Origin of the sequence: Emcibacter nanhaiensis (assembly GCF_006385175.1) — a bacterium.
GTDB lineage: Bacteria > Pseudomonadota > Alphaproteobacteria > Sphingomonadales > Emcibacteraceae > Emcibacter > Emcibacter nanhaiensis.
Window position 1 is genome coordinate 1 of sequence record NZ_VFIY01000004.1, and the last position, 24,314, is coordinate 24,314.

24 protein-coding genes are annotated in these 24,314 nt (G+C 55.2%); 13 read left to right on the forward strand and 11 right to left on the reverse strand.

Features of this window, described 5'->3' with window-relative positions; all coding sequences use genetic code 11:
• The 3 genes from FIV46_RS00360 to FIV46_RS00370 form a co-directional block, all read left to right on the forward strand.
• On the forward strand, positions 1–264 hold a 264-nt coding region (locus tag FIV46_RS00360), incomplete at its 5' end, for a hypothetical protein (RefSeq protein WP_139937808.1).
• Between the two features lie 56 nt (positions 265–320).
• Positions 321–1,154, forward strand: coding sequence for a DODA-type extradiol aromatic ring-opening family dioxygenase (locus FIV46_RS00365; protein WP_139937809.1), 834 nt, complete (start codon positions 321–323; stop codon positions 1,152–1,154).
• Positions 1,155–1,191: 37 nt separating this feature from the next.
• Entirely contained in the window at positions 1,192–1,626 is a 435-nt protein-coding gene (locus FIV46_RS00370; RefSeq protein WP_139937821.1) for a DoxX family protein, read from the forward strand.
• 56 nt (positions 1,627–1,682) lie between these two features.
• Here FIV46_RS00370 and FIV46_RS00375 read toward each other — a convergent pair whose 3' ends face one another.
• Genes FIV46_RS00375 through FIV46_RS00385 form a run of 3 tightly spaced genes read right to left on the reverse strand, consistent with a single transcriptional unit; the run spans position 1,683 to position 4,838 of the window.
• Positions 1,683–3,236, reverse strand: a complete 1,554-nt coding sequence (locus FIV46_RS00375; protein ID WP_139937822.1) for a DHA2 family efflux MFS transporter permease subunit — start codon at positions 3,234–3,236, stop codon at positions 1,683–1,685.
• On the reverse strand, positions 3,233–4,366 hold the full coding sequence (locus FIV46_RS00380) for an HlyD family secretion protein (RefSeq protein ID WP_139937823.1): 1,134 nt from the start codon (positions 4,364–4,366) through the stop codon (positions 3,233–3,235). Before FIV46_RS00380 ends, FIV46_RS00375 begins: the two co-directional genes overlap by 4 nt.
• Positions 4,359–4,838 (reverse strand): MarR family winged helix-turn-helix transcriptional regulator, encoded by a 480-nt coding sequence (locus FIV46_RS00385; protein ID WP_139937824.1) that lies wholly within the window; start codon positions 4,836–4,838, stop codon positions 4,359–4,361. The genes FIV46_RS00380 and FIV46_RS00385 overlap by 8 nt, the downstream gene beginning before the upstream one ends.
• A gap of 702 nt (positions 4,839–5,540) precedes the next feature.
• Here FIV46_RS00385 and FIV46_RS00390 point away from each other — a divergent pair.
• From FIV46_RS00390 to FIV46_RS00425, 7 genes are all read left to right on the forward strand, one after another.
• Positions 5,541–6,167 (forward strand): response regulator, encoded by a 627-nt coding sequence (locus tag FIV46_RS00390; protein WP_139937825.1) that lies wholly within the window; start codon positions 5,541–5,543, stop codon positions 6,165–6,167.
• 40 nt (positions 6,168–6,207) lie between these two features.
• Complete coding sequence (locus FIV46_RS00395) at positions 6,208–7,935, forward strand: ATP-binding response regulator (protein WP_181162987.1); 1,728 nt, start codon at positions 6,208–6,210, stop codon at positions 7,933–7,935.
• Between the two features lie 322 nt (positions 7,936–8,257).
• Entirely contained in the window at positions 8,258–8,872 is a 615-nt protein-coding gene (locus FIV46_RS00405) for a hypothetical protein (protein WP_139937828.1), read from the forward strand.
• Positions 8,873–8,881: 9 nt separating this feature from the next.
• Positions 8,882–9,505 (forward strand): hypothetical protein, encoded by a 624-nt coding sequence (locus tag FIV46_RS00410; protein ID WP_139937829.1) that lies wholly within the window; start codon positions 8,882–8,884, stop codon positions 9,503–9,505.
• On the forward strand, positions 9,506–10,990 hold the full coding sequence (locus FIV46_RS00415; RefSeq protein WP_139937830.1) for a Dyp-type peroxidase: 1,485 nt from the start codon (positions 9,506–9,508) through the stop codon (positions 10,988–10,990).
• Between the two features lie 23 nt (positions 10,991–11,013).
• Positions 11,014–12,378 carry a cytochrome P450 gene (locus FIV46_RS00420; RefSeq protein WP_139937831.1) on the forward strand — a complete coding sequence of 455 codons (1,365 nt, stop codon included), beginning with the start codon at positions 11,014–11,016 and terminating at the stop codon, positions 12,376–12,378.
• 117 nt (positions 12,379–12,495) lie between these two features.
• The gene (locus FIV46_RS00425; protein ID WP_181162988.1) at positions 12,496–13,446 is read left to right on the forward strand and encodes a glycerophosphodiester phosphodiesterase family protein; all 951 of its coding nucleotides are present in this window, start codon (positions 12,496–12,498) and stop codon (positions 13,444–13,446) included.
• A gap of 24 nt (positions 13,447–13,470) precedes the next feature.
• Here the strand turns inward: FIV46_RS00425 and FIV46_RS00430 are convergent, their stop codons facing one another.
• The 4 genes from FIV46_RS00430 to FIV46_RS00445 form a co-directional block, all read right to left on the reverse strand.
• Positions 13,471–14,379 carry a hypothetical protein gene (locus FIV46_RS00430; protein WP_139937833.1) on the reverse strand — a complete coding sequence of 303 codons (909 nt, stop codon included), beginning with the start codon at positions 14,377–14,379 and terminating at the stop codon, positions 13,471–13,473.
• Positions 14,380–14,484: 105 nt separating this feature from the next.
• A complete protein-coding gene (locus FIV46_RS00435; protein ID WP_181162989.1) occupies positions 14,485–15,594 on the reverse strand; it encodes an AI-2E family transporter in 1,110 nt (369 codons plus the stop codon).
• Between the two features lie 128 nt (positions 15,595–15,722).
• Positions 15,723–16,259 (reverse strand): alkylhydroperoxidase, AhpD family, encoded by a 537-nt coding sequence (gene ahpD, locus FIV46_RS00440; protein ID WP_139937835.1) that lies wholly within the window; start codon positions 16,257–16,259, stop codon positions 15,723–15,725.
• 104 nt (positions 16,260–16,363) lie between these two features.
• A complete protein-coding gene (locus FIV46_RS00445) occupies positions 16,364–16,903 on the reverse strand; it encodes a peroxiredoxin (RefSeq protein WP_139937836.1) in 540 nt (179 codons plus the stop codon).
• Positions 16,904–17,021: 118 nt separating this feature from the next.
• On the opposite strand from FIV46_RS00445, the gene FIV46_RS00450 reads away from it, so the two are divergent.
• Complete coding sequence (locus tag FIV46_RS00450) at positions 17,022–17,906, forward strand: LysR substrate-binding domain-containing protein (RefSeq protein WP_139937837.1); 885 nt, start codon at positions 17,022–17,024, stop codon at positions 17,904–17,906.
• On the opposite strand, the gene FIV46_RS00455 is transcribed toward FIV46_RS00450, so the two are convergent.
• Positions 17,887–18,396: a methylated-DNA--[protein]-cysteine S-methyltransferase gene (locus tag FIV46_RS00455; protein ID WP_139937838.1), complete on the reverse strand. Its 510-nt coding sequence runs from the start codon at positions 18,394–18,396 to the stop codon at positions 17,887–17,889. The genes FIV46_RS00450 and FIV46_RS00455 overlap by 20 nt on opposite strands.
• Positions 18,389–19,876, reverse strand: a complete 1,488-nt coding sequence (locus tag FIV46_RS00460; RefSeq protein WP_139937839.1) for a DNA-3-methyladenine glycosylase 2 family protein — start codon at positions 19,874–19,876, stop codon at positions 18,389–18,391. Before FIV46_RS00460 ends, FIV46_RS00455 begins: the two co-directional genes overlap by 8 nt.
• A 308-nt stretch (positions 19,877–20,184) precedes the next feature.
• On the opposite strand from FIV46_RS00460, the gene FIV46_RS00465 reads away from it, so the two are divergent.
• Both FIV46_RS00465 and FIV46_RS00470 read left to right on the forward strand, forming a co-directional pair.
• Entirely contained in the window at positions 20,185–21,315 is a 1,131-nt protein-coding gene (locus FIV46_RS00465; RefSeq protein WP_139937840.1) for a DUF2336 domain-containing protein, read from the forward strand.
• Positions 21,316–21,363: 48 nt separating this feature from the next.
• Positions 21,364–23,019, forward strand: a complete 1,656-nt coding sequence (locus FIV46_RS00470) for a sensor histidine kinase (protein ID WP_181162990.1) — start codon at positions 21,364–21,366, stop codon at positions 23,017–23,019.
• 15 nt (positions 23,020–23,034) lie between these two features.
• Here FIV46_RS00470 and FIV46_RS00475 read toward each other — a convergent pair whose 3' ends face one another.
• Together FIV46_RS00475 and FIV46_RS00480 are read right to left on the reverse strand one after the other, a co-directional pair.
• Entirely contained in the window at positions 23,035–23,520 is a 486-nt protein-coding gene (locus FIV46_RS00475; RefSeq protein WP_139937842.1) for a hypothetical protein, read from the reverse strand.
• A gap of 16 nt (positions 23,521–23,536) precedes the next feature.
• Entirely contained in the window at positions 23,537–24,313 is a 777-nt protein-coding gene (locus tag FIV46_RS00480) for an NAD kinase (protein WP_219845808.1), read from the reverse strand.
• Position 24,314 lies beyond the last annotated feature (1 nt).

The window sequence follows — 24,314 nt, forward strand, 5'->3', positions numbered from 1 at the left end:
ATGAGTGTTAATGCGTTGGAAGCGGCTTTGTGGCAGTTGTATCTTCATCCTGGGGATGCGGACAGCTTCCGCTCGGATGCAGCGTCCTATGCGGCGGATTACCGTGTGACGGACAAGGAGCGGGAGCTTCTGGTCTCGGTCGATGTGATGGGTCTGATTGACCACGGGGTCAACAGCCTTCTGGTGCTGATGGCGTTCCAGACCATTTACGGCCCGGAACGGCTGCATGATTATTTTGACATCGTCAACGCGCCGGCGGCTTAAGCCGCGGGCCGGGCAGATAACCGGATAGGGCAGGCAACAAGAGAAAGAGAGAGACAATGGCAGAGTTGGTAGGTGGTTTCCTGATGCCGCATGTGCCGTCGATCCCGACGGGCGGCTATGGTGAAGAACCCTGGCAGAAAGAGGCTTCGGACAAGGCCTTTGCGCATATTTCCAAACGGGTTGAAGAGCTTGAGGCGGATACGGTGATTATCGTCGGCGACGATCACTATGAGAATTTCGGTCCGCGCTGCATCCCCAACTGCCTGATTGCGACCGGCGATGTGGGGGTTTCCGCCCATGCCCAGACCCTGGGCCTGACCGGCGATGCGATCCCCAACAACGAGGAACTGGCGCAGCATATCCTGGAGACGGGGTATCGGGAAGGTGTCGACTGGGCCTTTGCCAAGTCGCTTGATGTGGACCATTCGGTGGCCATTCCCTATCACATGTCGCTGAAACGGCTGGGCGTCAAGGCGATCCCGGTTTACCTGAACTGTGTGGTGGCGCCGCTGATCCGGAGCCGCCGGGCCTTTGAGATCGGCCAGAGCATCGGCCGGGCGGTCGAGAGCTGGGACGGCGTCGAGCGGGTTGTGGTGTTCGGCACCGGCGGCATCAGCCACTGGGTCGGCAGTCCGGGCATGGGTTTTGTCAATGAGGAGTTTGACCGCAAGGTGCTGGCGATGGTGGAAGCGGGCGACATTGACGGCCTGATCGCCCTGCCGGACGAGGTGATCCTGGAGAGCGCCGGCAACGGCGCGCTGGAGATCAAGAACTGGCTCTGCGCCATGGGCGCCCTGCCGGCCGGCACCACGGCCGAGACCATCGCCTATGAGCCGATCCCGACCTGGATTACCGGCTGCGGCTTCGCCGAACTGAAACCCGCCGCTTGAGCGAAAAAACAATATAGGGCAACAAGAGGGAAGAAAAATGCAAGCAGATAAGAAAATGCGCTGGAGCGTTCATATTTTACGTACACTGTTTGGCGCCTGGAACCTGTTTTTCGGCCTGGTGTTTTTCTTTGAGTTCATTCCGCAGCCCATGGGCCATGGCGAGATGACGCCTTACCTGAACCAGACCCTGATCGACACTCATCTGTTTCATGTGGTGAAGGTGATTGAGATTATCGTTGGTATCCTGTTGCTGACCAACCGGGCGGTGCCGCTGGCGCTGTGCGTCTACTTCCCGGTCACGGTTGTGATCTATATCGTCAATATGTATCTCGAAGAATTTGCGGCCGGTCCCTTTATCGCCATTATCTATCTGGCAGTTCACCTGTTCCTGTTCTGGGCCTATCGCAGCTATTACCTGCCCATGCTGGCCTGGCGGGCAGAAATCAACCCTTTCAAGTCCCAAAAAGACTGAGAGCAACAAATCCAGTATTGCGATCTCAGGTGTTCAGCCTGAGATCGTGGCGAGGGTTAGTCGATAAGCAATTCTGCCGTTTCAGCAGTATCCGGCGCGGGCTGCTTGTCGTTCCGGTTTAAGAGCAGGACCAGGGGCGCCGCCAGTATGGTCAGGATCATCAGAAAGTAGAAATCGTTGAGGTAGGCAATGGTGGCGGCCTGTTTCGTGACTTCGGCATTCAGCGCAACAACGCCGCTTTCAAAGTGCCATTCCCAGTTCAGCGGCAGGGAAGGCTGAAAGAAGGCGGCCCGGAACGGTGTGATATTTTCCGCAAGGACGGCGTGGTTTTCCTGCGTACCCCGGGCAAGCATGGTGATCAGAACGGAAATCCCGATACTGCTGCCGATGTTCCGGACCAGGTTGGCAATGGATGTGCCCTCGGTCCGCAATTTGTGATCAAGGGTGGCGAACGCAGCCGTGTTCAGGGGAACAATGATGAACCCCATGCCAACGCCCTGGACAATACCGGTCCAGATGATAGTGCTGCTGGAGACCTCGAGCGTAAAGCCGGCCATTTCCCACAGGGAGAAGGCAATGATCAGCTGTCCGGCAAGAATCAGGATACGGGGGTCAAGTTTCGCTGTCAGTCGGCCGGTCAGGATCAGGCCAATCATGGTTCCCAGGCCCCTGGGCGCCAGAAGGTAACCGACATAGAGGACGGGATAGCCCATCAGGTTCTGCAGGAACGGCGGCATCAGGGCCATGGTCGCCAGCAACAGGATGCCGACATAAAACAAAAACATCAGGCCAATGACAAAGTTCCTGTCCTGGAATATCCGACGATCAAGGAAGGGGTGGTCCACCGTGAACATCTGGACAATGAACATATAAAAGAACACCAGGGCCAGGATGGCTTCGGTGATGATCTCCGGTGAGGAAAACCAGTTTTGTGATTCTCCGCGGTCGAGCATAAGCTGGAGAGCGCCGATTGCCAGGCTGAGCAGGGCGAACCCGAGAAAATCAAATTTCCTGGGTTTTTCCAGATCGCTTTCTGGCAACAGGGAAATCATGCCGACCAGGGCGAAAAGACCGAGGGGAAGGTTGATAAAGAAGACCCAGCGCCAGTTATAAAATTCTGTGAGATAGCCGCCGAGGGTCGGGCCCAGGATCGGGCCAAGCATGACGCCGATGCTCCAGATGGTCATCGCCTTGCCGTGTTTTTCCTTGGGATACATGTTCAGCAGGATGGTCTGGCTGAGGGGAACCAGGGCAGCGCCAAAGGCCCCCTGCAACATGCGGAAGACAATAATCTGTGACAGTGATGTGGCCAGGCCGCAGAGCATCGAGGCGACGGTAAAACCGCCAACCGAAATAAGGAACAGGCGCTTGTGGCCGATACGCGACGCGATCGCTGCCGTCGGCGGGATCATAATGGCCGCCGTGACGATGTAGGATGTCAGTACCCAGGACATCTGATCCTGTGTCGCTGACATGCTGCCCTGCATATGGGGCAGGGCCACGTTGGCAATGGTCGTATCCACGGCCTGCATGATCGTGGCCATCATGACAGCAACCTGCAGCAGGCCGCGCTGCAGCGGAGATTTTAGTTGTGTAAGCGCCGCATTCATCGGGTGGTTTCTGCGTGCGCGGTCTGGATGGCGGGATTATTTTCTTTCCGGAACATGGCGGAGATAATCTGGCCAAGGCTGCGTTTATGACCTGTATCGATCTCCACGGACGTGCTCATGCCGGATCGCAGCAGGGCGTCATTCTCGGTCGAATTCAACGCGATCCTCACCGGGATGCGCTGAACCACCTTGACCCAGTTGCCGGTGGCATTTTGTGCGGGGATGACGGAGAATTCAGAGCCGGTAGCCTGGGCCAGGCTTTCCACCGTGCCATGCCATTCGAGGCCCGGGTAGGTGTCTACATGGATTTTGACAGTCTGGCCCGGACGGACATTGGTCAGGTCGGTTTCCTTGAAATTGGCAACGATCCAGAAGTCCCGGTTATCGACCAGTGTCATGACCGGGCTGCTCAGGGCGCCGCTGCCGACCACCTGCTGCCCCACTTTCGGTGTGCTGCTGGCAATTCCGTCAAAGGGGGCGCGGACAATGGTCCGTTCCAGATCCAGGCGGGCGCGGTCGAGGGCCGCTTTGGCAGCAATATAACGGGGATGTTGTTCCGGGGCGATATTGGGATCTCCTGCCAGATCGGCAAGGACCTCGGCTTTTTCACTTTCGATAACCCTGATCTTGACCCGGGCAGAATCGAAAGCATGTTTGGCGGCATCATAGCTGGTTTGCGAGACGTTTCGCGAGGCGACGAGTTCGCTCTGCCGGTCCAGTACGGTTCTGGCATAGGCAAGGTTGGTTTCAGCCAGTTCGAGTTCTTCCTGCTTTTGTCGGTAGCTGGCTTTCAGCCCGGCGATATCATCGCCGACACGTTTAAGCCCGGCCTCCTTTTCTGCAAAGGCAATGCGATAGGGACGGTCATCGATGTAAAACAAAATGTCGCCTTTACTGACCTGCTGATTTTCACGAACCGGAACCCTGGTAACCGGGCCGGAGACTTCCGCCGCGACCATAAGCTTGTCTGACTTGACATAGGCGTTTTCGGTTTCCACAAAACGTCCGCCGGACAGATAGACGGCGCCACCAATCAAGATGGCGACTACGGGACCGACCACAAGCAGGGTAAAGCGAAGCTTTGCCTTGCGTTGTTTCTTTCGATCTTTGGTAGACGTAGTTTTAGTCATTGTCGTTGTTGTTCCTGTCATTCGCTTCCTGCAGGGCAAGGCACTCGGCATCCTGCAGGTTCTGTTTAATATGGCTGAGTTTCTGCAGCAGGTCGGTCTTTTCCTGTTCCGTAAAGCCGACCATTGCTGTTTCCCGCGTCTCTTCCAGTAGCGGCTGTACCTCGTCGAGGAAGGGGTGAGCCTTTTCTGTCAAATAGATTCTGAAGGCCCGCCGGTCGTCGGGATCCCGGCGGCGATCAACAAGGCCGGATTCCTCGAGACTGTCGATCAGCCGGGCGAGGGTGATCGGCTGGATTTCCATGCTTTCCGCCAGGGTAATCTGCTTCACGCCTTCATGCCGATAGACCCTGAACAGGGTCATCCACTGGGCCTGCGAGAGCCCGAGCTTCTGGGCGCGACGCAGGAAATTCCGCCGCATGAGGCGGGAAACGTCATGCATCAGAAATCCAATACTTTTACCTGCGTCTGTCATAGGCCCGGTTCCACTCCTTTGCGCCTAATATATGGTCTAAATATAATAAGTAAAGTATATTATATTAATTAATTATTTATTTTTTGTGGATAAAGCGGGAAAAGTTATCGGTGGGATAGGGGACACTGGTTGGCGCGGGCGAGGGACCAGCCTCTGAAAGCGGCTTGTAATTCTGTCTGTGGAGAAGAGTTCTGCAGCAGGGAAGCGCGGCAGAAGACACCGCATTGTATATGCACCAATAAGTAGAAAAATTATTCTGTGCTGGGTTAAAAAGTATTATTGATTTCTAATATAAGATGAGGTAAGGTTGAAATACCTCTGGAGCAAAAGGACGTTTCACCTGTCCGATCCCCCCAAGCGGAAAAAGGTGAAACGTCCCTTCTCGTTTTGCCCCCCAAAACTGCCTGTAGCAAAAATTCCGAAGCAAGAGCCATACTTGCTGGCTATTATAATATGCCTCACATCGCAGAGGGTAAATACGACAAATTGCTTAATGGCCTAATCTATATGTACTAGTTTTGTCGCGGAATTAAGTGTTATGACGGGTAAATTATCTGGGAACACACGTTAAGCTGTGTTAGAGTTTACGTCCCCTTGAAAATGCAAGAATCCATCTAGGTTGGCAGGCTCCCTGCAGGAAACCACGACTTTGCGAAGCAAGAGCATGACAAAAGAAAAAAAGAAACTGAGGAGAGGAAAAGAATGCGCATGCTTCTGGTTGACGACCATGCCCTGTTCAGGGATGGTCTGAAATTTGTTTTGAATGACCTGGACGGGGATGTGGAGATTCTGGAAGCCGGCAATTGCAATGATGCGTTTGCCATTCTGGAAGAAGACGATGATTTTGACCTGATCCTGCTGGATCTGGATCTTCCGGGCATGTCAGGGCTGGAGGGGTTGCAAAAGATCAGGGTAATGACGCCGGTGATCCCGGTCGTAATTCTGTCCGGGTCCGAAGACGGCAACCTGGTCCGGCGCGGCCTGGAGCTGGGGGTTATGGGGTATATCCCCAAGTCCCTGTCCAGCGATATTATGCTGCAGGCCCTGCAACTGGTGATGAAGGGGGGACGCTATGTGCCGGACAATATCCTTTTGAGCGCTCCGGAAAAAAACAAGCGCAGTCTTCAATCCCTGACGTCGCGCCAGCTCGAGATACTGAGACATATTACCATGGGAAAATCCAACAAGGAAATTGCCCGGGCACTGGGGATCGCCGACAATACGGTCCGGGTCCATATCTCGGCCATTTTCCAGGTTCTGAATGTAAACAACCGGACCGAGGCCGCCTATGCTGCCATGCAGGAAGGGTTGATCGAGTCGTCGAACTGACTTTTCCATGATCGCGACGCCCCAGGACAGATATATTCAGATGGAACAGACCAGGCTCCTCATGAAGCAGGTGCCGTCTCTGGCCCTTTTGTCGGTGGTTGTCGCCCTGGTCATCGCTTTTTTTATTACACAGTGGGTCTCACCCGAAGTGGCGCTGATCTGGGGTGGTTTGATTTGTGTTTCATCCGCACTGCGTTACTGGCACTACCGCGCTATCAGGGAGCGGAAGATTACCATCGACAACTATATGAACCTTCTGGTGTTGCTGGTGTTTTTTTCCGCCGTGTCAGGCGGGCTCTGGGGGGCGCTGGGAATAATTCTGCCGGTGACGGATAATGTCCTGGTGATGGTCCTTACGGTAATGTTGCTGGTCGGGATGGTGGCCGGCTCGCTGGCGTCATTGTCCAGCTATAACTATGCCTACTTTGCCTATGCCATTCCGGCCATCCTGCCATTGGCAATAAGATGCCTTGTGGCCGATGACCAGGTCCTGCATATGGTCGGTGTGCTGTCTCTGGCCTTCCTGCTGGTCAATATGTTCCACAGTCATCTGGCGCAGAAGGCGGTAATACGATCCATCAACCTTGTGCTTGAAAACCAGAACCTTATCCAGCGTCTGGAGTTTGAAAAAAATAATGCCATTGCCGCCCGGGAACAGGCCGATCGCAACAGTGAGGCAAAATCGCGGTTCCTGGCGGCGGCAAGCCATGACCTCAGGCAGCCGTTGAACGCCATGGGCTTTTTTGTCGCTGCCCTGATTAACGCGGCGCAAACCCAGAAAGTCAAGGATCTCGCGGCCAAGATAGACCAGTCTCTGGAGGCGTTAAGAGACCTGTTTAACAGCCTGCTGGACCTGTCAAAAATTGAAGCCGGGGTTCTGGCGCCGAACATTACGTCTTTCAGATTGTCCGATTTGTTTGAGGAAATCAGGAATGATTTCGCCACCCATGAAAAAATCACGCATATCAATCTGGAAATAGGCGATAGCGGGGATGCGGTGGTGATGTCCGACCGGCAGATGCTGAACCGCATATTACGCAACCTGGTTTCCAACGCCCTGCGCTATACGCACGAGGGGTATGTGCGGCTCTATTGTGAACCGGCGACAGAGCATTTTGTTATTCATGTCTCTGACAGCGGCGAGGGGATCCCCGAAGACAAGCGGGAGGACATTTTCAGGGAGTTTTACCAGATCGGCAACCCGGAACGGGACCGGACCAAGGGCCTTGGTCTTGGCCTGTCCATTGTCGATGGCCTGTGCCGCATTCTGAAGCACCGCATCAACCTTATTTCTGAAGAAGGGAAAGGGTCGACTTTCTCGGTTCTGGTCCCGCAGGGAAAAATCGAGGCCGTTGAACCATCCATCACCGAGGTCGGGGCGTGGACTGACACGAGAAGCAGTAATATCATCGTAATTGATGACGAGGAATATTCCCGCGCTGGCATGCGCGAACTGATCAGTCAGTGGGGGCACGGCGTCTTTGCCTTTGAAAATCCGGATGAAGCTGAGCTGTTCCTGGACATGGAAGGGATCGAGCCGGATCTGATTATTTCCGACTATCGCCTGAGAAACGGGGTGACCGGCGACAAGGCGATCCGGCGGCTGCAGTCGAAAATAGGTCATGAAGTTCCGGCGCTTATTGTCACGGGAGACACGGACAAGGACAGGATCATGGAAGCAAAGTCCAGTGGTTTCTCCCTGCTGCACAAACCTGTTCAGCCGGCGAAGCTGCGCAGCGCACTTTCCTATCTCCTGGCCAACAGATAGTCCATATGTAATATTTTCAGCCGTAACAATCTTATAGTATGGTGGGCGTCAGAGAATAAATGCTAACTTGAATAGCGGGGACACACATCTGATGGGTGACTGGGCCTTTCTGTATTATGCCGTTGCCGTAGCGGTCATTTTGTTTTTTTCCTTGGGCTACCTGTTTATTACCACAGTCCAATGTTCCATCGCTGATACCAATGGTTATTTTGTCAAAACCTATCTGATCTCCCTGGCTTTGCTTCTGGTAAACGGTTATTTTTGCTTGACCTGACAGAGCGGAGACAGTGCGAGAAAGGCGGATATCAAAAGGGGGGGAACAATGGCTGAAAAATGCAGGAATGTGAATGGCAAGGCCTATGCCATAAATGTGATCACGCCGATCAAGCCGTGGACAACACTTCTCCAGAAACTGGTCTTCTGGTATGTCGGGGTGCGCCCGTCTACCGCCACCCGTCTGGTCAAGTTATCCTTTATCCATTTTGCCCGCTGGGTAATCGTGGAGAAAGACCAGTTTCCTTACCTTGGGGAGGGGCAGCCCAAAGAGGAATTGAACTACGATTATCTGCTGTTCAACAGTAACTTCAACGGCACCTGGTCCCAGTATATTGACGCTTTTTCCGATGTTTTGCCGTCAGGCCTGAACCTGATCTGGAACTGGAGCGTCAAATTCCCGGGATCGCGCCCCGCGACAAGCTTCAAGAAATATATCCGGCATAACCAGATTGATACGGAATATTATTATGTGGCCTACCCGGGCGCGGCCATCAATGACGTTAAATCGGCCCGGGTTGTTTCTGACGAGGTGCAAAAGCTGGCCGGGGAAATGGACAATTGTTCTGCGGAGGAGTTTGAGCAGAAATATAATCTCATGCTCCTCAAAGTTCAGAAAAACCTGGGGCAGACCGGCAAGGCGCCGCTGCCGGCGTCGGATTAGGAGCGGGATATGCCGAATATCAACGGAAATACCTATGGCCTGACCATTCTTTGTCCCATCAAAAGCTGGCGTACTCACAATCCGGCACCGGAACAGTTGCTCAGGAAATATATTGACGGCATGCCCAACGGGAGCGCATCGCCGTTTACCCGGGTGCGGTCCACCCATTTCGCCCGCCTGACTATTATCGACAATGTCTATTTCGAGGGGGCGACGGCCCGGGAAGACCATCTCAAATCCCAATATCTCTGGTTCAACAGCAATTTCGACGGTGACCTGGAGAACTATCTGGATGATATGTTCCTGCAAATGCCAACCGAAATAGAGGAGATATGGAAACATTGTGTGGCGTTTCCCGGCCTGGAGAACGGGCGGGACGAGTGGAAGCGCTATATGATCAGGTGCCAGGTCAAGACAACCTTCTTCTTTGCCGCGGTCAACGACATGACTGTCGAGGAAATGCTCCGGGCTTTGATGTTGCAGCGGGAATTCAGTAGCTTTGTCGCTCGAAACCAGGGCGTTCCGGCAGCGGAACTGCAGCAGAATTTCAAGGAGTTTATGGCGGCTTACCGCGAGGCTCCGACACCGGAGCCGGGAACCATAGACTATAAATTTTCCAGACAGGGGGCGTGAATGTCACATATTCTTGAACTGACCGACATTCAGGGGAATGTGGTTCTGGCCTACAAGTTTCCCCTGTCCAGGTATATCCTGTTACGGGTCAATGATGCGGAAGGGGGGCGTGACTTCCTGCAGCGGGCGTTGCCCCATATCAACTCGGGGGAACTCTGGGAAGACGGCGCAAAACCCGAGGCAACGACCAACATCTCTTTTACCTACACGGGACTGAAGGCGCTGGGCGTGCCGCAAAGCAGTCTCAGGACCTTTCCGGTCGCCTTTCAGGAAGGGATGAAAGCCCGGGCAGACATTCTTGGCGATACCGGTACAAGTGCTCCGGAAAACTGGGACGAATGCTGGCGCGGCGAGGTGCATATACTGCTGTCCATCAATGCCCGGACTGTTACACCGATCCAGGATCTCACGGAGATTACCGAGGCGGAAAAGAAATATCTGCATGACCATTATGAGGCGTTGAGGTATCTGTGGGAAGCGAACGGCAGCATCACCTGGCTGGGGGAACAGGACGGCAATGTGCTGTTTTACGACGGTCACCCGACAGCGAAAGAGCATTTCGGTTTTACCGACGGAATCGGCAATCCGGCCTTTTCCGGCATGGACCTGAAACAGATGAAGGTGCCGGGCCGGGGCAAGCAGCTGCCGGACGGCCGCTGGGTGCCGCTTGCTGCCGGGGAGTTTGTGCTGGGCTATCCCGACGAGGCCCAGGAACTGCCACTTGCCCCCGCACCACATATGCTCAGCCGCAACGGCACTTTCATGGCTTACCGCAAACTGCACCAGAATGTCGCCAGCTTCCGCAAGTATTTGATGGCGCAGGGCAAGAGATATGAAAAAACCCTGGATATGAGCAAATATCGCCACGCGGACGGCCGCGAGGTGCAGGGCTGGGAAATACTGGCCGCCAAGATGGCCGGGCGCTGGCTGGACGGTACGCCGGTCGAACTGTCTCCTTACGGGGAAAATCCGGCGGTGCTGAATGATCCCATGAAGAACAACGATTTCGATTATGATGAGGACCTGGAAGGGGCGCGCTGTCCGCTCGGCGCCCATGTGCGGCGGGCCAATCCCCGCGATGCCCTGGGCTTTCAGGGGCAATTGACCAACCGCAGGCGCATCCTGCGCCGGGGATTGCCCTATGGGACCGCGACCCCTTTTGGTGAACTGGGCAATGACGACGGCGAGCACGGCATTATTTTCATGTCCCTCAATGCCAGCATCGAACGTCAGTTTGAGTTTGTTCAGCAGCAATGGATGAATTACGGCAATGATTTTATCCAGGGTAATGACAAGGATATTCTGGTTGGTGACAATGACGGCAGCACCCAGGCGGTGATCCAGAATGATCCGGACGGCGACCGGCCGCCGTTTGTCTGCGCCGATATCCCCCGGTTTGTGGAAGTGCGTGGCGGAGATTATTTCTTTATCCCCAGTCTGACGGCCCTGCGGATGATCAGCAAGCAGGATATTTCCACCATTTAACCGCAGACAGGAAGGAAGCATTGATGGAATTTGTGATCGCACCTTTGAGGTCAGTTTTTTCCTGTATTTACAATATCTTCAGAAATATTTTTAAAGCGATTTATGTGTGGTGTTACGGCCTGTGGAATCTGCTGTGGCTGATCAAGGAACTGTTGTTCGGCAAGGGCACCCTTGCCGACAAGGCCGCTTCGGTTGGCGTGCAACATGCCGGCATGATGTTCCTCCGGGCGTTCCTGCCGACGATTGTGCTCCGCAAGAAGCTGATCACGGCCTATGAAAATACCGGCACGGCGGTGGTGACCGCGGCGGAGGATGTGTGGGAAGTGGTGAATCAGGACGAAGTCTTTCTTACCGCCTATGCGCCGAAAATGGCGGTGCTGACGAATGGCAGCAACTTCTTTCTCGGCATGCAGAATACGCCCCGGTATACCAACAATGTCAGTGACCTGAGGCTGGCGGCCAACCGGGATGACATTCCGCGTGTAATTACGCCGACCGTCAGCCGAGAAGCCGGACAGATCGTGGCCGGGGCGGGGGGCGAGCTGGATCTGCCGCAGCAATTGACCCTGCCGGTGATGGCGCAATTGGCGGAAGAATATTTCGGGACAACCGGTCTTTCCAAGGAAACGTTGATCCAGTGGACCCATGCCATTTTCCGCTATATTTTCTTCGATTTTTCCGAGGAGCCTGCGGTGAAAGATCCGGCGGCCCAGGCGGCGAAGGAAATGCGGGACTATCTGGACCAGCTGATTGCAGACCGCAAGGCGGGGCCGGAAAAGGATGATGTGCTGGGCCGCTGCCTGAAGCTGCAGGCGGCGGGGATGCCGGCTATGGGGGACGAGAATATCCGGGATAATTTCCTTGGTATGTTGACGGCAATGGTGCCGACCATTCCCAATGCCGCGGCAAAAATTCTGGATGTGTTCCTGGACAAGCCGGAAGCCCTGGCCGGGGCGCGGGCGGCAGCACTGGCGGATGACGATGAACTGTTGCTGAAATATATCATCGAGGCCTTTCGCTTCAATCCCATGAATCCGGTGATTTTCCGTATTGCCGCCCGGGACTATGTGGTGGCGGAAGGCACCCTGCGGCAGCGGACCATACCCAAGGGTACCTTTGTCTTCGCCGCCAACCTGTCGGCCATGTTCGATCCCTGGGCGGTCAGCTCACCGCAGAAGTTTGATATCACCCGCCCGCCGGAAGATTATATTCTCTGGGGTCTGGGCCTGCATCGCTGTTTCGGGGAATATATCTCCCATGCGGCTCTGCCGGCATTTTTCAAGCCGCTGCTGCAACAGGAAAATCTGCGCCGGGCGCCGGGCGCGGCGGGTCACATTGAAACCGGTCAGGGCCCGTTTCCCTGGCATTTCCATATCGAGTGGGACTGACCTTTCACGCTCCTGTCATCTTCCGCTTCCATAACACAGCAAACACTTTCGCGGAGGATTTGAAACGTGATAAAATATGGCGCAGTTATCCTGTCTTTATTGTGGAGCTTGACGTCCATGTCCAACGCCGCAGATGCTGTCCCGACCCTGACCGGGGAAAAGCCGGTGATTATTGCCCATCGCGGCGCCAGCGGCTATCGCCCGGAACATACCCTTGCGTCCTACAAACTGGCCATCGAGATGGGCGCCGACTATATCGAGCCGGACCTGGTGATGACGAAGGACGGGGTGATGGTGGCGCGCCACGACCGCTACCTCGGCACCACCACCGATGTGGCCGATCATCCCGAATTCGCCGACCGCAGGCGGGAAGACAGCCGCACCGGCCGCGACCGGCATGAAGGCCTGGAATGGTTTGTGGAGGATTTCACGCTGGCGGAAATCAAGACCCTGCGCGCCCGCCAGGTTTGGGACAGCCGCCCCAAGCAATTCGATGGGAAGTTCGAAATCCCCACTTTCGAGGAAATCCTTGAGCTGGTGCAACAGGTGAAAACGGCAACCGGCAGGACGGTTGGAATCTATCCGGAAACCAAGGCGCCCGGCTATTTCAAGTCGATCGGGCTCGATTTCGAGGCACCGCTGCTGGCCATGCTGAAAAAATACGGCTATGACAGCGCGGAAGACAAAATCTTCATCCAGAGTTTTGAGCCGGAAATCCTCGAAAGCCTCAACCAAAAGACCGGCATGAAGCTGATCATGCTGCTGTGGCCCGACGATATGAAGGTCATGGTGCCCAACTATGACCTCGACTATGTGGCCGCATTCGCCGACGGGATCGGGCCGCTGAAATTTATGCTCCTCAACGAACAGGGCCAGGACAATGGCCTGGTGAAGCAGGCCCACGCCCTCGGCCTCGAAGTGCACCCCTATACTTTCCGCAATGATCAGTTGCCGGAGCAGTTTGCCACGCCGCAGGCGGAATATGAACATTATTTCCGCATGGGTGTTGACGGCCTGTTCAGCGATTTTTCCGACACCGCGCTGGCGGTTCGCGACCGCCTATACTGAATAACCGGACCCGATAAGGGGAACTCAATCACTCCAGGCGACGTTGGTGATTTCTACACCATAGACATGGTGTCCCTTACTGGCCTTTTGCAGGGCGGTTTCCACGCTCTGCTGCATTTCCAGTTGCAGCGCGCGATAAATCGTTTTGTTATCCCAGTCCTGGTGCAGGTTTTTCTTGATCGCCCGGTCGGCGCCGCGCTGGAAGACCGTCTGCCGGTTCTCCTCGATCTGTGCCTCATCAAGGTCGGTGGTAAGCTTGTAGGTAATGTCCAGGGTCTTGTGCCCGTTGAAACTGCGCATGACCCGTGTGTAATGCAGCTGGATTTCGACGCTATTCAATGTTGCCCCTTGTGGCGCAGGGGGAATATCGCCGAGCAGATGCGCTTCATATTCATCCAAATTCAGGCAGGACTTCTGGAGTGTGGCGGAGAGCCAGAATGTTTTCTGGCTTGGCAGGGGCGGCTCTTCCCGGACCAGTTCCAGTTCCGAACGCGCCATACTGGCGCAATAGCCGCCGGCCGCGGCACCGGCACGTTTTTGTAGGGAATTATGCAATTTGACAAACTGGTTGATTTCATCTTCCGACAGTTCTTCTTTTTTCCTGGCGCGTATCAGAAGCGGGCAATAAGGGACGAGATCCTGCATGATCTCCTCGCCATTTTCCTCAATCATTTGCTCCTTGTAAACGTCTGCGCGATCATGGAACTCCCGGGATTTCTTTTGTTTTTCCGCTACAAGCTGATTCGGGTAATCGAGGATAAAATCCCGGCCGCAACTGCAATTGATGAATTTGCGTTGTTCGGGACTGGCGGCGTCACAGGCTTCCAGAAAAGCCGCCGCGCGGGTTTCCAGCGTGGCTTCTTCTTCAGCGACGACCGGGCCGCTCAAAACAAAGAAAACAAAGGGAGTCAAAAGCAAGATGAATTTACGCATTTCCAGATCCTGAAGTGGGTGCCTGAACATATCTACGACCACTCCATTAACATGAGATATTTTACAGCTTTATGACAATCCTGTGACGGCGGACAATTCTGCGGCTTAACAGAGGTCTTTCTGTTCGGTGAGTATGTCCCTGAAGGCATCCCTGTAGATGCCGAGGACGGTGATCATCACGGCGGCCAGCACCGGGCCCAGAATGATCCCGGCGGCGCCGAACGCGGTAAGGCCGCCCAGCGTACTAACCAGCACCAGCAGGTCCGGCATTTTTGTATCCCGCTCCACAAGCCGCGGACGCAGGATATTGTCCACCATGCCGACGATAAAGAACCCCCAGGCGAAGAGGCCGGCGGCAAGGCCGTAGTCGCCGCTGGCCAGAAGGTAAAGGAAAGCCGGAACCCAGATGATGCCGGAACCAATGCCGGGAATCGCGGAAATCAGGACCACGATCAGGCCCCAGAAGACCGGGGCATCAATGCCGCAGACCCAGAAGGCCAGGCCGAGAAGGGTTCCCTGGATGGAGCCGATGATCAGGATGCTTTTCAGCATGGCCTGGGACATGAACAGGCCCTTTTGCCGGATCAACTGACGGTCTTTTTCACACAATGGCAGATACTGGTAGATGGCCTCCATTGTGCCGTGGCCCCAGATCAGGAAAAAGAACATGGCATAAACCATGATGAACAGGTCCACCAGCATCTGGGCTGTGCCCTGGGTGGCAGCCGACAGGGTCCTGATGACGAAGCCGCTGGCGGTGCCGGCCCATTCGGCAAGCTTCGAGTAAATAGTGGATTTATAGGCGGCGAGTTCGTCCGCAAAGGGGAACCAGTCGGGCAAAACGCCGTTCACGGTACTATTCTGGCTGACCTGCAGATTGATCCAGCTGATCACGGCGTGGGAAATCTTCAGGCCCTCTGCCGCTGCCAGGGACAAGAGGCCGATCACAGGAATCCCGACCACAATCATGACCAGGAACAGCAGCAGCCCTGCCGTGAGGCCCCGGCGTTCCGTCCCCAGTTTGGCGAGCAAGGCATCATAGGCGGGTTGCAACAGGGCGGCGAAGATGGTTGCCATGATAATGGTAATGATATAGCCGTGGATCACCCACAGGAAGACGCTGGTAAACAGAATCATCAGGCCAATGATGAATCTTTTGCGCTGTCTGAGCGACAAATCTTCTGTCTGAACCTGTTCTGTTACTTCCTCTGCCATGTCTCCGCCCCGAAATGGTTGCCGGATTAGTCTAGGGGGAAATTGCTGTATGGCAAAGAATAAAAAAGCCCCGCCGTACACGCCGGCGGGGCAGTTTGCTAGTCGCATCTAAGGAGGGGTAGGGAGGTCTAGCTGTAATCTTCGATGACAATGGCTTGGGCGGCCGCATTGATCACGGCGGCAATCCGGACGGTGGACTGTACGCCCACTTTGGAGATTCCGGCCTTGATCACTTCATTGACATGGGCCTCGAGGCACATACCACAGCCGTTGATGGCGCTCACCGCCAGGGAATAAAGTTCGAAATCCACTTTTTCGATCCCCGGTCGGCCGATCACATTCATGCGCAGCTTGGCCGGCAGGCCCAGGTAATCCTTGTCGCGCACCATATGGGTGAAGCGGTAATAAACGTTGTTCATGCCCATGATGGTCGCCGCCGCCTTGGCGGCATTGATTTCTTCGGCCGTGATATTGCCTTCGGTCTCGATGGTCAGGGCCTCGATCACGGCCTGGTTTTTGGTGGCATAGGCACTGGCCAGGGCAATACCATAAATCTGGTTCTGGTTCAGGCCTTCCGCACCTTCCTCTGACAGGACACTGGACAGATTAAGTTTGATGTCCTTGGCATAGTCGGGCATGCGGGATTTGATATTCTGTACTGACATAACTGCTTCCTTTCAAAAACTTTTCTGCTGGTGCCCTCTGTCGGGAGGGAGAAGAGGGTGGCGGAGACCAGGGGAGGACGGTCTCCGCCCACTGTGGGAGGGGTTTATTCCACAGTGATGGTTTCTTCACCCTGCTGCCAGTTGCAGGGGCACAGTTCGTCGGTTTGCAGGGCGTCCAGCACCCGCAGGACTTCTTTCGGGTTACGGCCCACGTTCATGTCGGTCACCATGACGAAGCGGACAATGCCGTGCGGGTCGATGATGAAGACAGCGCGCTGGGCGACGCCCGCTTCCGGATCAATGATGCCGAGGGCTTCAGACAGTTCGCGCTTGACGTCGGCCAGCATCGGGAAGGGGAGGTCATTCAGCTCCTCCTTGTCCTTGCGCCAGGCCAGGTGCACAAACTCGCTGTCGATGCTGGCGCCGAGGATCTGGGCGTCGCGGTCCTGGAAGTCTTCGTTCATTTCACCGAAAGCTGCAATTTCCGTCGGGCAGACGAAGGTAAAGTCTTTCGGCCAGAAGAAGAGCACCTGCCACTTGCCGGCATATGTCTGGTCTGTGATTTCGGTAAAGGCATTGTTCACATCGTTGGAAACGGTCGCCTGCACTTTAAATTCGGGAAGTTTCTGACCTACGCTAATCATTGGGTATCTCCTTTAAGTCATTGTTTGCTGCGGTTGAGTTGAAGATATGTTTTTAAAAACGATATGTACAATCGATTGTTATTAGTGTTATGATAAGAAAAACTTATTAAGGTGAAATATGAACCTGCGGGACCTGAACTATCTTGTTGCGGTGGCGGACAATGGCCATTTTGGCCGGGCTGCAGAAGTCTGCCATGTTAGCCAGCCGGCGCTGAGTATGCAAATCCGGAAGCTGGAGGACTTCCTTGGCGTGCCCCTGTTTGAGCGCACCAACAAGACCGTCATGATTACGGAAGCAGGGCGCCAGATTGTCGCCCGGGCGCGGGTAGTCCTGCAGGAGGCGGAAAATATTCGCGAGATTGCCGACAGCTTCCGGGATCCCCTTGCCGGTAAAATCCTGCTTGGCGCCTTTCCGACCTTGGCGCCTTATCTGCTGCCGAAAGTCATACCGGCTCTGCATCAGCATTTTCCGGCGCTGGCCCTCTACCTGGTGGAGGAGAAGACCGAGGTTCTGGTCGAGAAAATCAAGGCGGGGGAAGTTGAGGCTGCCATGCTGGCCATCCCGGTGGAGGAGGAACAACTGGACTCCGAAGAGCTGTTTACCGAAGAGTTTCTGCTGGCGCTTCCTGCCGATCACAGGCTTGCCGGGCACACGTCCGTATCCTTTAATGACATCCGCAACGAAAGCCTGTTGCTGCTGGAGGAAGGGCATTGCCTGCGGACCCAGGCGCTGAAGGTTTGCACTCTGGTGGGGGCGCGGGAAAATACCGAGTTTCGCGCCACCAGCCTGGAAACCCTGCGCCAGATGGTGGCTGCGAGTGTGGGCATGACCCTGATGCCGGAGTTTGCCGTACGCGAGCAGGAGGGGGTCGTCTATCTGCCTTTTACCGGCGATGTGCCAAGCCGGACTATCGCATTGTTTTATCGCAAAAGTTCAGTGCGCAAGAAACTGCTGTCCGAGATCGCCGGACATGTCCGTGACCTTATCGGGCAGGCAGGCTGAGGCCTTCCAGTTCCAGAAGGCGTTGCTTCCGCTCCACACCGCCGGCATAGCCGGTGAGGGTGCCGTCGCTGCCGATGACCCGGTGGCAGGGGACGATAATGGCAACCGGGTTTTGGCCGTTGGCAGTGCCGACCGCCCGTACCGCCTTTTCATTGCCGACGGCCCGGGCCAGTTGCGCGTAGGTCCAGGTTTGCCCGGCGGGAATGGTGCGCAGCGCCTGCCATACTTTGACCTGGAACGGCGTTCCCTGCATTTCCACGTCGATATCATCCAGGCTGTCTGTCCGGCCGGAAAAATAGCTTTCCAGCTTGCACCGGAGAGAGGGATTTTTCTGCTTGGTCAGGGTGTAGTCCCCATATCTTTTTGACAACAAACGATGCATTCGCTCCTCATAACTCTCGAAATCAAGGGCGCAGATCCTGGTCCCGTGACTGACGGCAAAGATCCTGCCGACCGGGCTTTCGATATGGTCAATGGTGAGGTCAGTCATCGGCGAAATCCTTGTGAAGTGAAGACCAGAGATACATGGTGGCATAGCCCCGGAACGGGCGCCATTTTTCCGCGATTTGCAGCATGCCCAGGCTGGATTTGCTGTTTTGTTCCAGGCCCAGGGCCTTGATCAGGCCCAGGTCATTGACGGGGAAGGCGTCCGGCTCGCGGAGCCCCCGCATGGCGATATAGTTGGCCGTCCAGGGACCAATCCCCTTGAGAGCGCACAGGTTCTGGACCACATCCTCCAGCTGCGCGGGGCGGCGCAGGAAATCCGGGTCCTTCATAACCCTGGCCGAGAAGCTTTTGAGCAATTCCTGACGGCTCCGGGGAATGCCGATATCGGACAGGTCGGCGGCGGCAATATCCTCAGGCCGGGGAAACAGGAGCGAAAGTCCTTCGGGGGCCCCGGCGAGCGGTCGTCCCAGCTTGCGCACCAAGCGGCTGGCGAGGGTGGTGCCGCCTTCAACGCTGACCTGCTGACCGAGAATCGCCCGGATGGCCAGTTCAAAGGGGTCCCAGCATCCCGGAATCCTGATGCCCGGATTTTCCCGGACAGGGCCAAGTAGTCGGCCATCCTGTTTCAGGCTCTGGTTGATGCTTTGCATATTGCAATCCAGGTCAAGCATCTGGCGAACGCGGCTGACAATCACGGCCAGGGCCGAGAGTTCAGGATAGACGATATCCACTCGGAATGCCGATTGGTCCGGCAGGTGTTCGACGATCAGGTAGCCACCGCGTCCATTCAGTTCAAAGCTTCTCTGGTACCGATGGTCAGAAACCAGCTCGACGTTCCTGAGGGCCCGGGTTCTGAAATAATTTCTGGTCCAGAACCAGCTGTAGGGCGGCGTATAGCGAAGCGTGAGTTGCAGGCCGCCGTCGGGGCCTCCGGCATCAGTCACACTGCGGCGACGGAAGTCGCGCGGCGCCCGCTGGTAGCTTTTCAGGAAAGCGTCATTAAACCGGCGCAAACTGTTAAATCCCGCCGCCAGGGCGACTTCTGTCAGGGGCAGGCTGGTCTCCGTGATCAGTTGTTTGGCAAACAACAGCCTGCGGGTGTCGGCGATCTCTTTTGGCGAAGCTCCGAGATATTGCTCGAACAGCCGGCGCAGGTGGCGGCCGCCAAGCCCCACCCGGTCGGCCAGATCCTCCACCGATCCTTCATTCAGGGCGCCTTCATTGATCAGGCGCAACGCCCGGGAAACCGTACTTGCCGATCCTTGCCACGCAGGCAGGTCGGGGGAGACTTCCGGCCGGCATCTGAGGCAGGGGCGGAACCCTGCGGCCAGGGCTGCGGCAGCGCTGGGCAGGAAGGTGCAGTTTTCCTTTTTCGGCGTTTTGGCCGGACAAACCGGGCGACAGAATATCCCGGTGGTCAGGACGGCGGTGAAAAATCTGCCGTCGTAACTCTTGTCCCGACTCAGGAGAGCCTGATAACATTGGTCCCGGTCGAGTGGGTTTGGAGTGTTTCTCGTGTTCATAGGTGAAATCTAGCATAACACGGTCGGAAAACTCGCCATTTTCGGACATAAATCGTAAAAATATACGGTTAATCCGTCCCAAAACTCGACTGAAGCTTTAAAATGCCGGGAAATTCTTATATTTTTATTTGTCGGATTTCGGGAAGAAAATGATGAATTACAGGCATTTATTGGATTTTCTTTAGAACAGGCTTTTAGGCTTTGTTAACGAACTGGACTGTAGAATAACAAGATACACCAAAGCCGGATGCAAAGCGCCGGTAAAGTCGGATAAACGGAAAACAGGAAGCGTAGGTAACTAAACCACTATGGGCGCACTTGATAAGGGGTATAAGGCTGACGAACTGATCAGGCTCGCAGCCGACAAGTCAGTATCTGCACGCAATGAGCTTGTGGAAAATATTACTGACCTCTTTTTGACTCCCGGGGGCCGACTGAATGAGCACGAACGTGCTCTCATGAATGACATTCTTTCCAAGCTCATCCTCAACGTCGAACAGCATATCCGCAGGGAGCTGGCCAGAAGGCTGGCCGATTCCATGGACTTGTCCGGTGAACTGGTGGGCATGCTCGCCAACGACAAAATCGAGATCGCCCGTCCTGTGCTGGAAAAAAACAAACTGTTGCAGGACGCGCAACTGATCGAGGTGATCCGGAACCGGACCGATGCCCATCGCCTGGCCATCGCCATTCGCGAGGATGTGTCCGCAGAGGTTAGCGATGAACTGATTGAACATGGCAGCGAGGATGTTGTCGAGGCACTGATCAACAACAGCAGTGCCGAAATATCAGAAGCCTCTATGGAATATCTGGTGGCAGAATCGAAAAGCCTGGACAGGTTCCAGGAACCGCTGCTTAGCCGCCAGGACCTGCCGCCGGGGCTTGCTTTCCGGATGTACTGGTGGGTGTCTGCGGCTCTGCGCCGGCGCATCATCAAGGAATTCGAAGTGGATGAAACACTTCTGGATGACGCCATAGAAATGGCGACCAAACATTCTATCCAGCAGGCCGAGGAGGAAGACAGCGTCATGGATAAGGCGCTGAAGCTCGTCCGCAAGCTGGATGATGAAAACAAACTTAATACGACCTTTGTTCTTCAGGCCCTCAGGCAGGAGAAAGTAAATCTGGCAGTTGCCGGACTTTCCCAGATTGCGGGCCTCAGTGTAAAAATAGTCTGGCGGGCTTTCAGAGAAAGAACCGGAGAAAGCCTGGCTGTCATTGCAAAATCTATCGGGCTTAGTAAAGAGGAATTCACCTCGTTGTTTCTATTGGTCATGCAGACCCGTTCCGGCGGAAAGGCCAGGGCGACCAGTCTGCTGAAGTCAATTCTTACCATGTATAACGATATCAAGGCCGCCAATGCGCGGGCGGCGGTAAGACATTGGCAGCGCGACCTGGGCTACCAGGACGCTCTGACAGATATGAAAGAGGCTATATAAGCTATGCACGGAAAATCGGAATTTTATCGCGAGGCAGGGGAGAGCGGTATGAGGGGATCAGCAACAAGCCGGACAATCGTTCCGCTGGAAACACTGGAATCCATGCGCCGCGGCAAACGGGCGAAATCGAAATCCGGGTCTTCCCCGCTTCTGGCCCAGGTGAAAACACTGGTCGACCGGATGAATATCGATGACAGTGTGCCGCTCTATGTGGCCTCTGTTGAAGGGGAACTGGTTTATGTGAACGACGGCTATCGGGAACTCGTCAGCAGCTGCACGATTTCAGGAAGCCTGGATGAGGAAAAGGAAGGCAAGGCGCTGCCGTCCAGCCTGATCGCCATTCTCAATGAAGTACAACTGACTCGCCAGACTGTGGTCTCCGAGGAACAGATCCTGGTCAGCAAGGAACTTCGTCACTACAAATCCCGCCACTTTCCGATCTGTGACGATCAGGGTTTTGTGATCGCGGTGGGCGGAACCTATGTGGACTTTACGGAACAGAAAAAGCAGGAACGCAGCGAAGGCCTCATGCAACAGCGGTTCCGCGACTTTGCCCGGGCTACATCCGACTGGTATTGGGAAGTTGACCGGGATTACAGGATCACCTTTGTTTCCGAACGCCTGACCTCCCTGACCGGCCTGCCGGCTTTCATGATGAAGGGCAAGCGGTTCGAACAGGTTGGCATCCTGAAAAAGGATGTGGATGGTGAGGAAATCATCTGCGACGATTTTATGGACCTGTACAAACCGTTCCGCGACTATCTCCTGCTGATGGAGGGACAGGACGGTGAACCGATTTATGTCCATCTCAGCGGCGTGCCGCTGTTTGACGGCGAAACAGGGGCCTTCCAGGGCTATCGTGGCGCCGGCATGGATGTAACGGTCAATTACAAGGCGCGCCTTGAGACGCTGGCGGTTCAGAAATCCCTGGAAAATACCCTGGAAGAGCTCACCAACAAGAATATCCAGCTTGATATGGCGTCTGCCCAGGCCGAAGCGTCACTCAATGCAAAGAGCGAATTCCTGGCGGCCATGAGCCATGAACTGCGCACACCGTTGAATGCGATTATCGGCTTTGCCGAAGCCATGAACATGGAGGTCTTCGGCGACCTCAATCCGCAGTATATTTCCTACAGCACGGATATCATGAATGCGGGCAAACACCTGCTGGAACTGATCAATGATGTGCTTGATGTGGCGGTGCTGGAAAGCGGCAAGCTGTCCCTGGAAGTAACGCCGACCTCGCTGGCGGAGATTATCGAGAAGGCCCTCAACCTGACCATCCTGCGCGCCAACAGCAAATATCTTGATACCAGCAACGTCAAGATCAGCCAGGATTATATCGTCAATGTGGATGAACGCCGGGCAACGCAGATTTTTGTGAACCTGCTCAGCAATGCCGTGAAATTCACCCCGGAATATGGTGAAGTCGGTATTCGCGTCCGCAAACTGGACCGCGGTCATGTGGCAGTGACAGTCTGGGACACCGGCATTGGTATTCCCGAGAGCCAGCAGGAGCTGGTGTTCGAAAAATTCCACCAGGCGACCGACAATATCTATTCCCGCAAGGAAGAAGGCACCGGCCTCGGCCTGCATATTTCCCGTCACCTCGCGCAGCAGATGGGGGGCGATATCCAGCTGCACAGCGTGGTGAATGAAGGATCTGAATTTACCGTGATCCTGCCGATCGTTGCGCGGAACTAAGGTTCCGCCCGCCGTTCAGCAGGCCATTTTTTCAATCACTTTTGCGAGTCCGGACAGAAGTTCCCGGTTGAGGGCGCTGTTTTCGTCCATATCATCGCTGGTCAATGTGATCTGGATGGCCTGGACATGGGCGCTGAGGCCGGGGATGAAACCTTCATGGTCCTGGCTGCATTTTTCCAGCATGTCGCAAATCGACGCACAGATTTTTCCAATCAATTCAAAGCCAATGGTGCCGGCCACTCCCTTGGTCTCAAAGGCAGCGTTGTAAAGGTCCGTCTCTTCGGGGGTTGCGACGGGAAAGGCCGTCAGATAATCCTGCAGCGCCCGATCCAGTTTTTTGAGGTCCCGCAGCATGTTGTCGGCGACTTTCTTTTTAACTCCTTCCACGGAGCAGTTGGCGCGTTCAATGGCCTGCCAGTCGATACCGCCAATCTTGCCGCCCATTTTCTCGAGCAGGATATTGGGTGGTGTGACAATCTTTGGTTTGCCCGTCGGTGTCACTTTATTATCCTTCCCCTCAGTTGATGAATTGTTCGTTGAGGATGCGCTCCTCCAAGGTATGTTCCTTGTCGAATAACAGTGTGATTTCGATGGATTGATCCTGTTCGACAGTGACTTCGGCCACATCCCGGACTTCCTGGATATCGGCCACAGCACTGACTGGCCGTTTTTCCGGATGAATGATTTCGAACCGGATGGTTGCCTTTTGCGGCAACAGCGCGCCGCGCCAGCGGCGGGGCCGGAACGCGCTGATGGGGGTCAACGCCACCACATCGGAGCCAAGCGGGATAATCGGGCCGTGGGCGGAAAGATTATAAGCGGTGCTGCCGGCGGGGGTCGCCACCAGAACGCCGTCACACACCAGTTCGTCGAGGCGCTCCTTGCCGTCGACGAATATCCTGATCTTGGCGGTTTGCCGGGTTTCGCGAAGAAGCGATACTTCGTTGATCGCCAGCCCTGTATGGCATTCGCCGGAGGTGGTCACGGCGGTCATTTTCAGGGGATGGAAACAATAGGATTCCGCCTGCCTGATCCGCTTGGCAAGATTGCCCACGCCAAATTTATTCATCAGGAAGCCGACCGTGCCGCAGTTCATGCCGAAGATGGGCGTGTCATTGTGCAGCAGGTCATGCATCAGGTGCAGCATATAGCCGTCACCGCCGAGGGCGACGATGACATCGGCCTCTTCAACCGGGACAAAATCATAAAATTCCCTGAGCTTCTCTGCAGAGGAGATGGCATTCTCCGTGTCGCTGTTTACCAAGGCGAGCTTCATATTGTTATTTTTACTCATA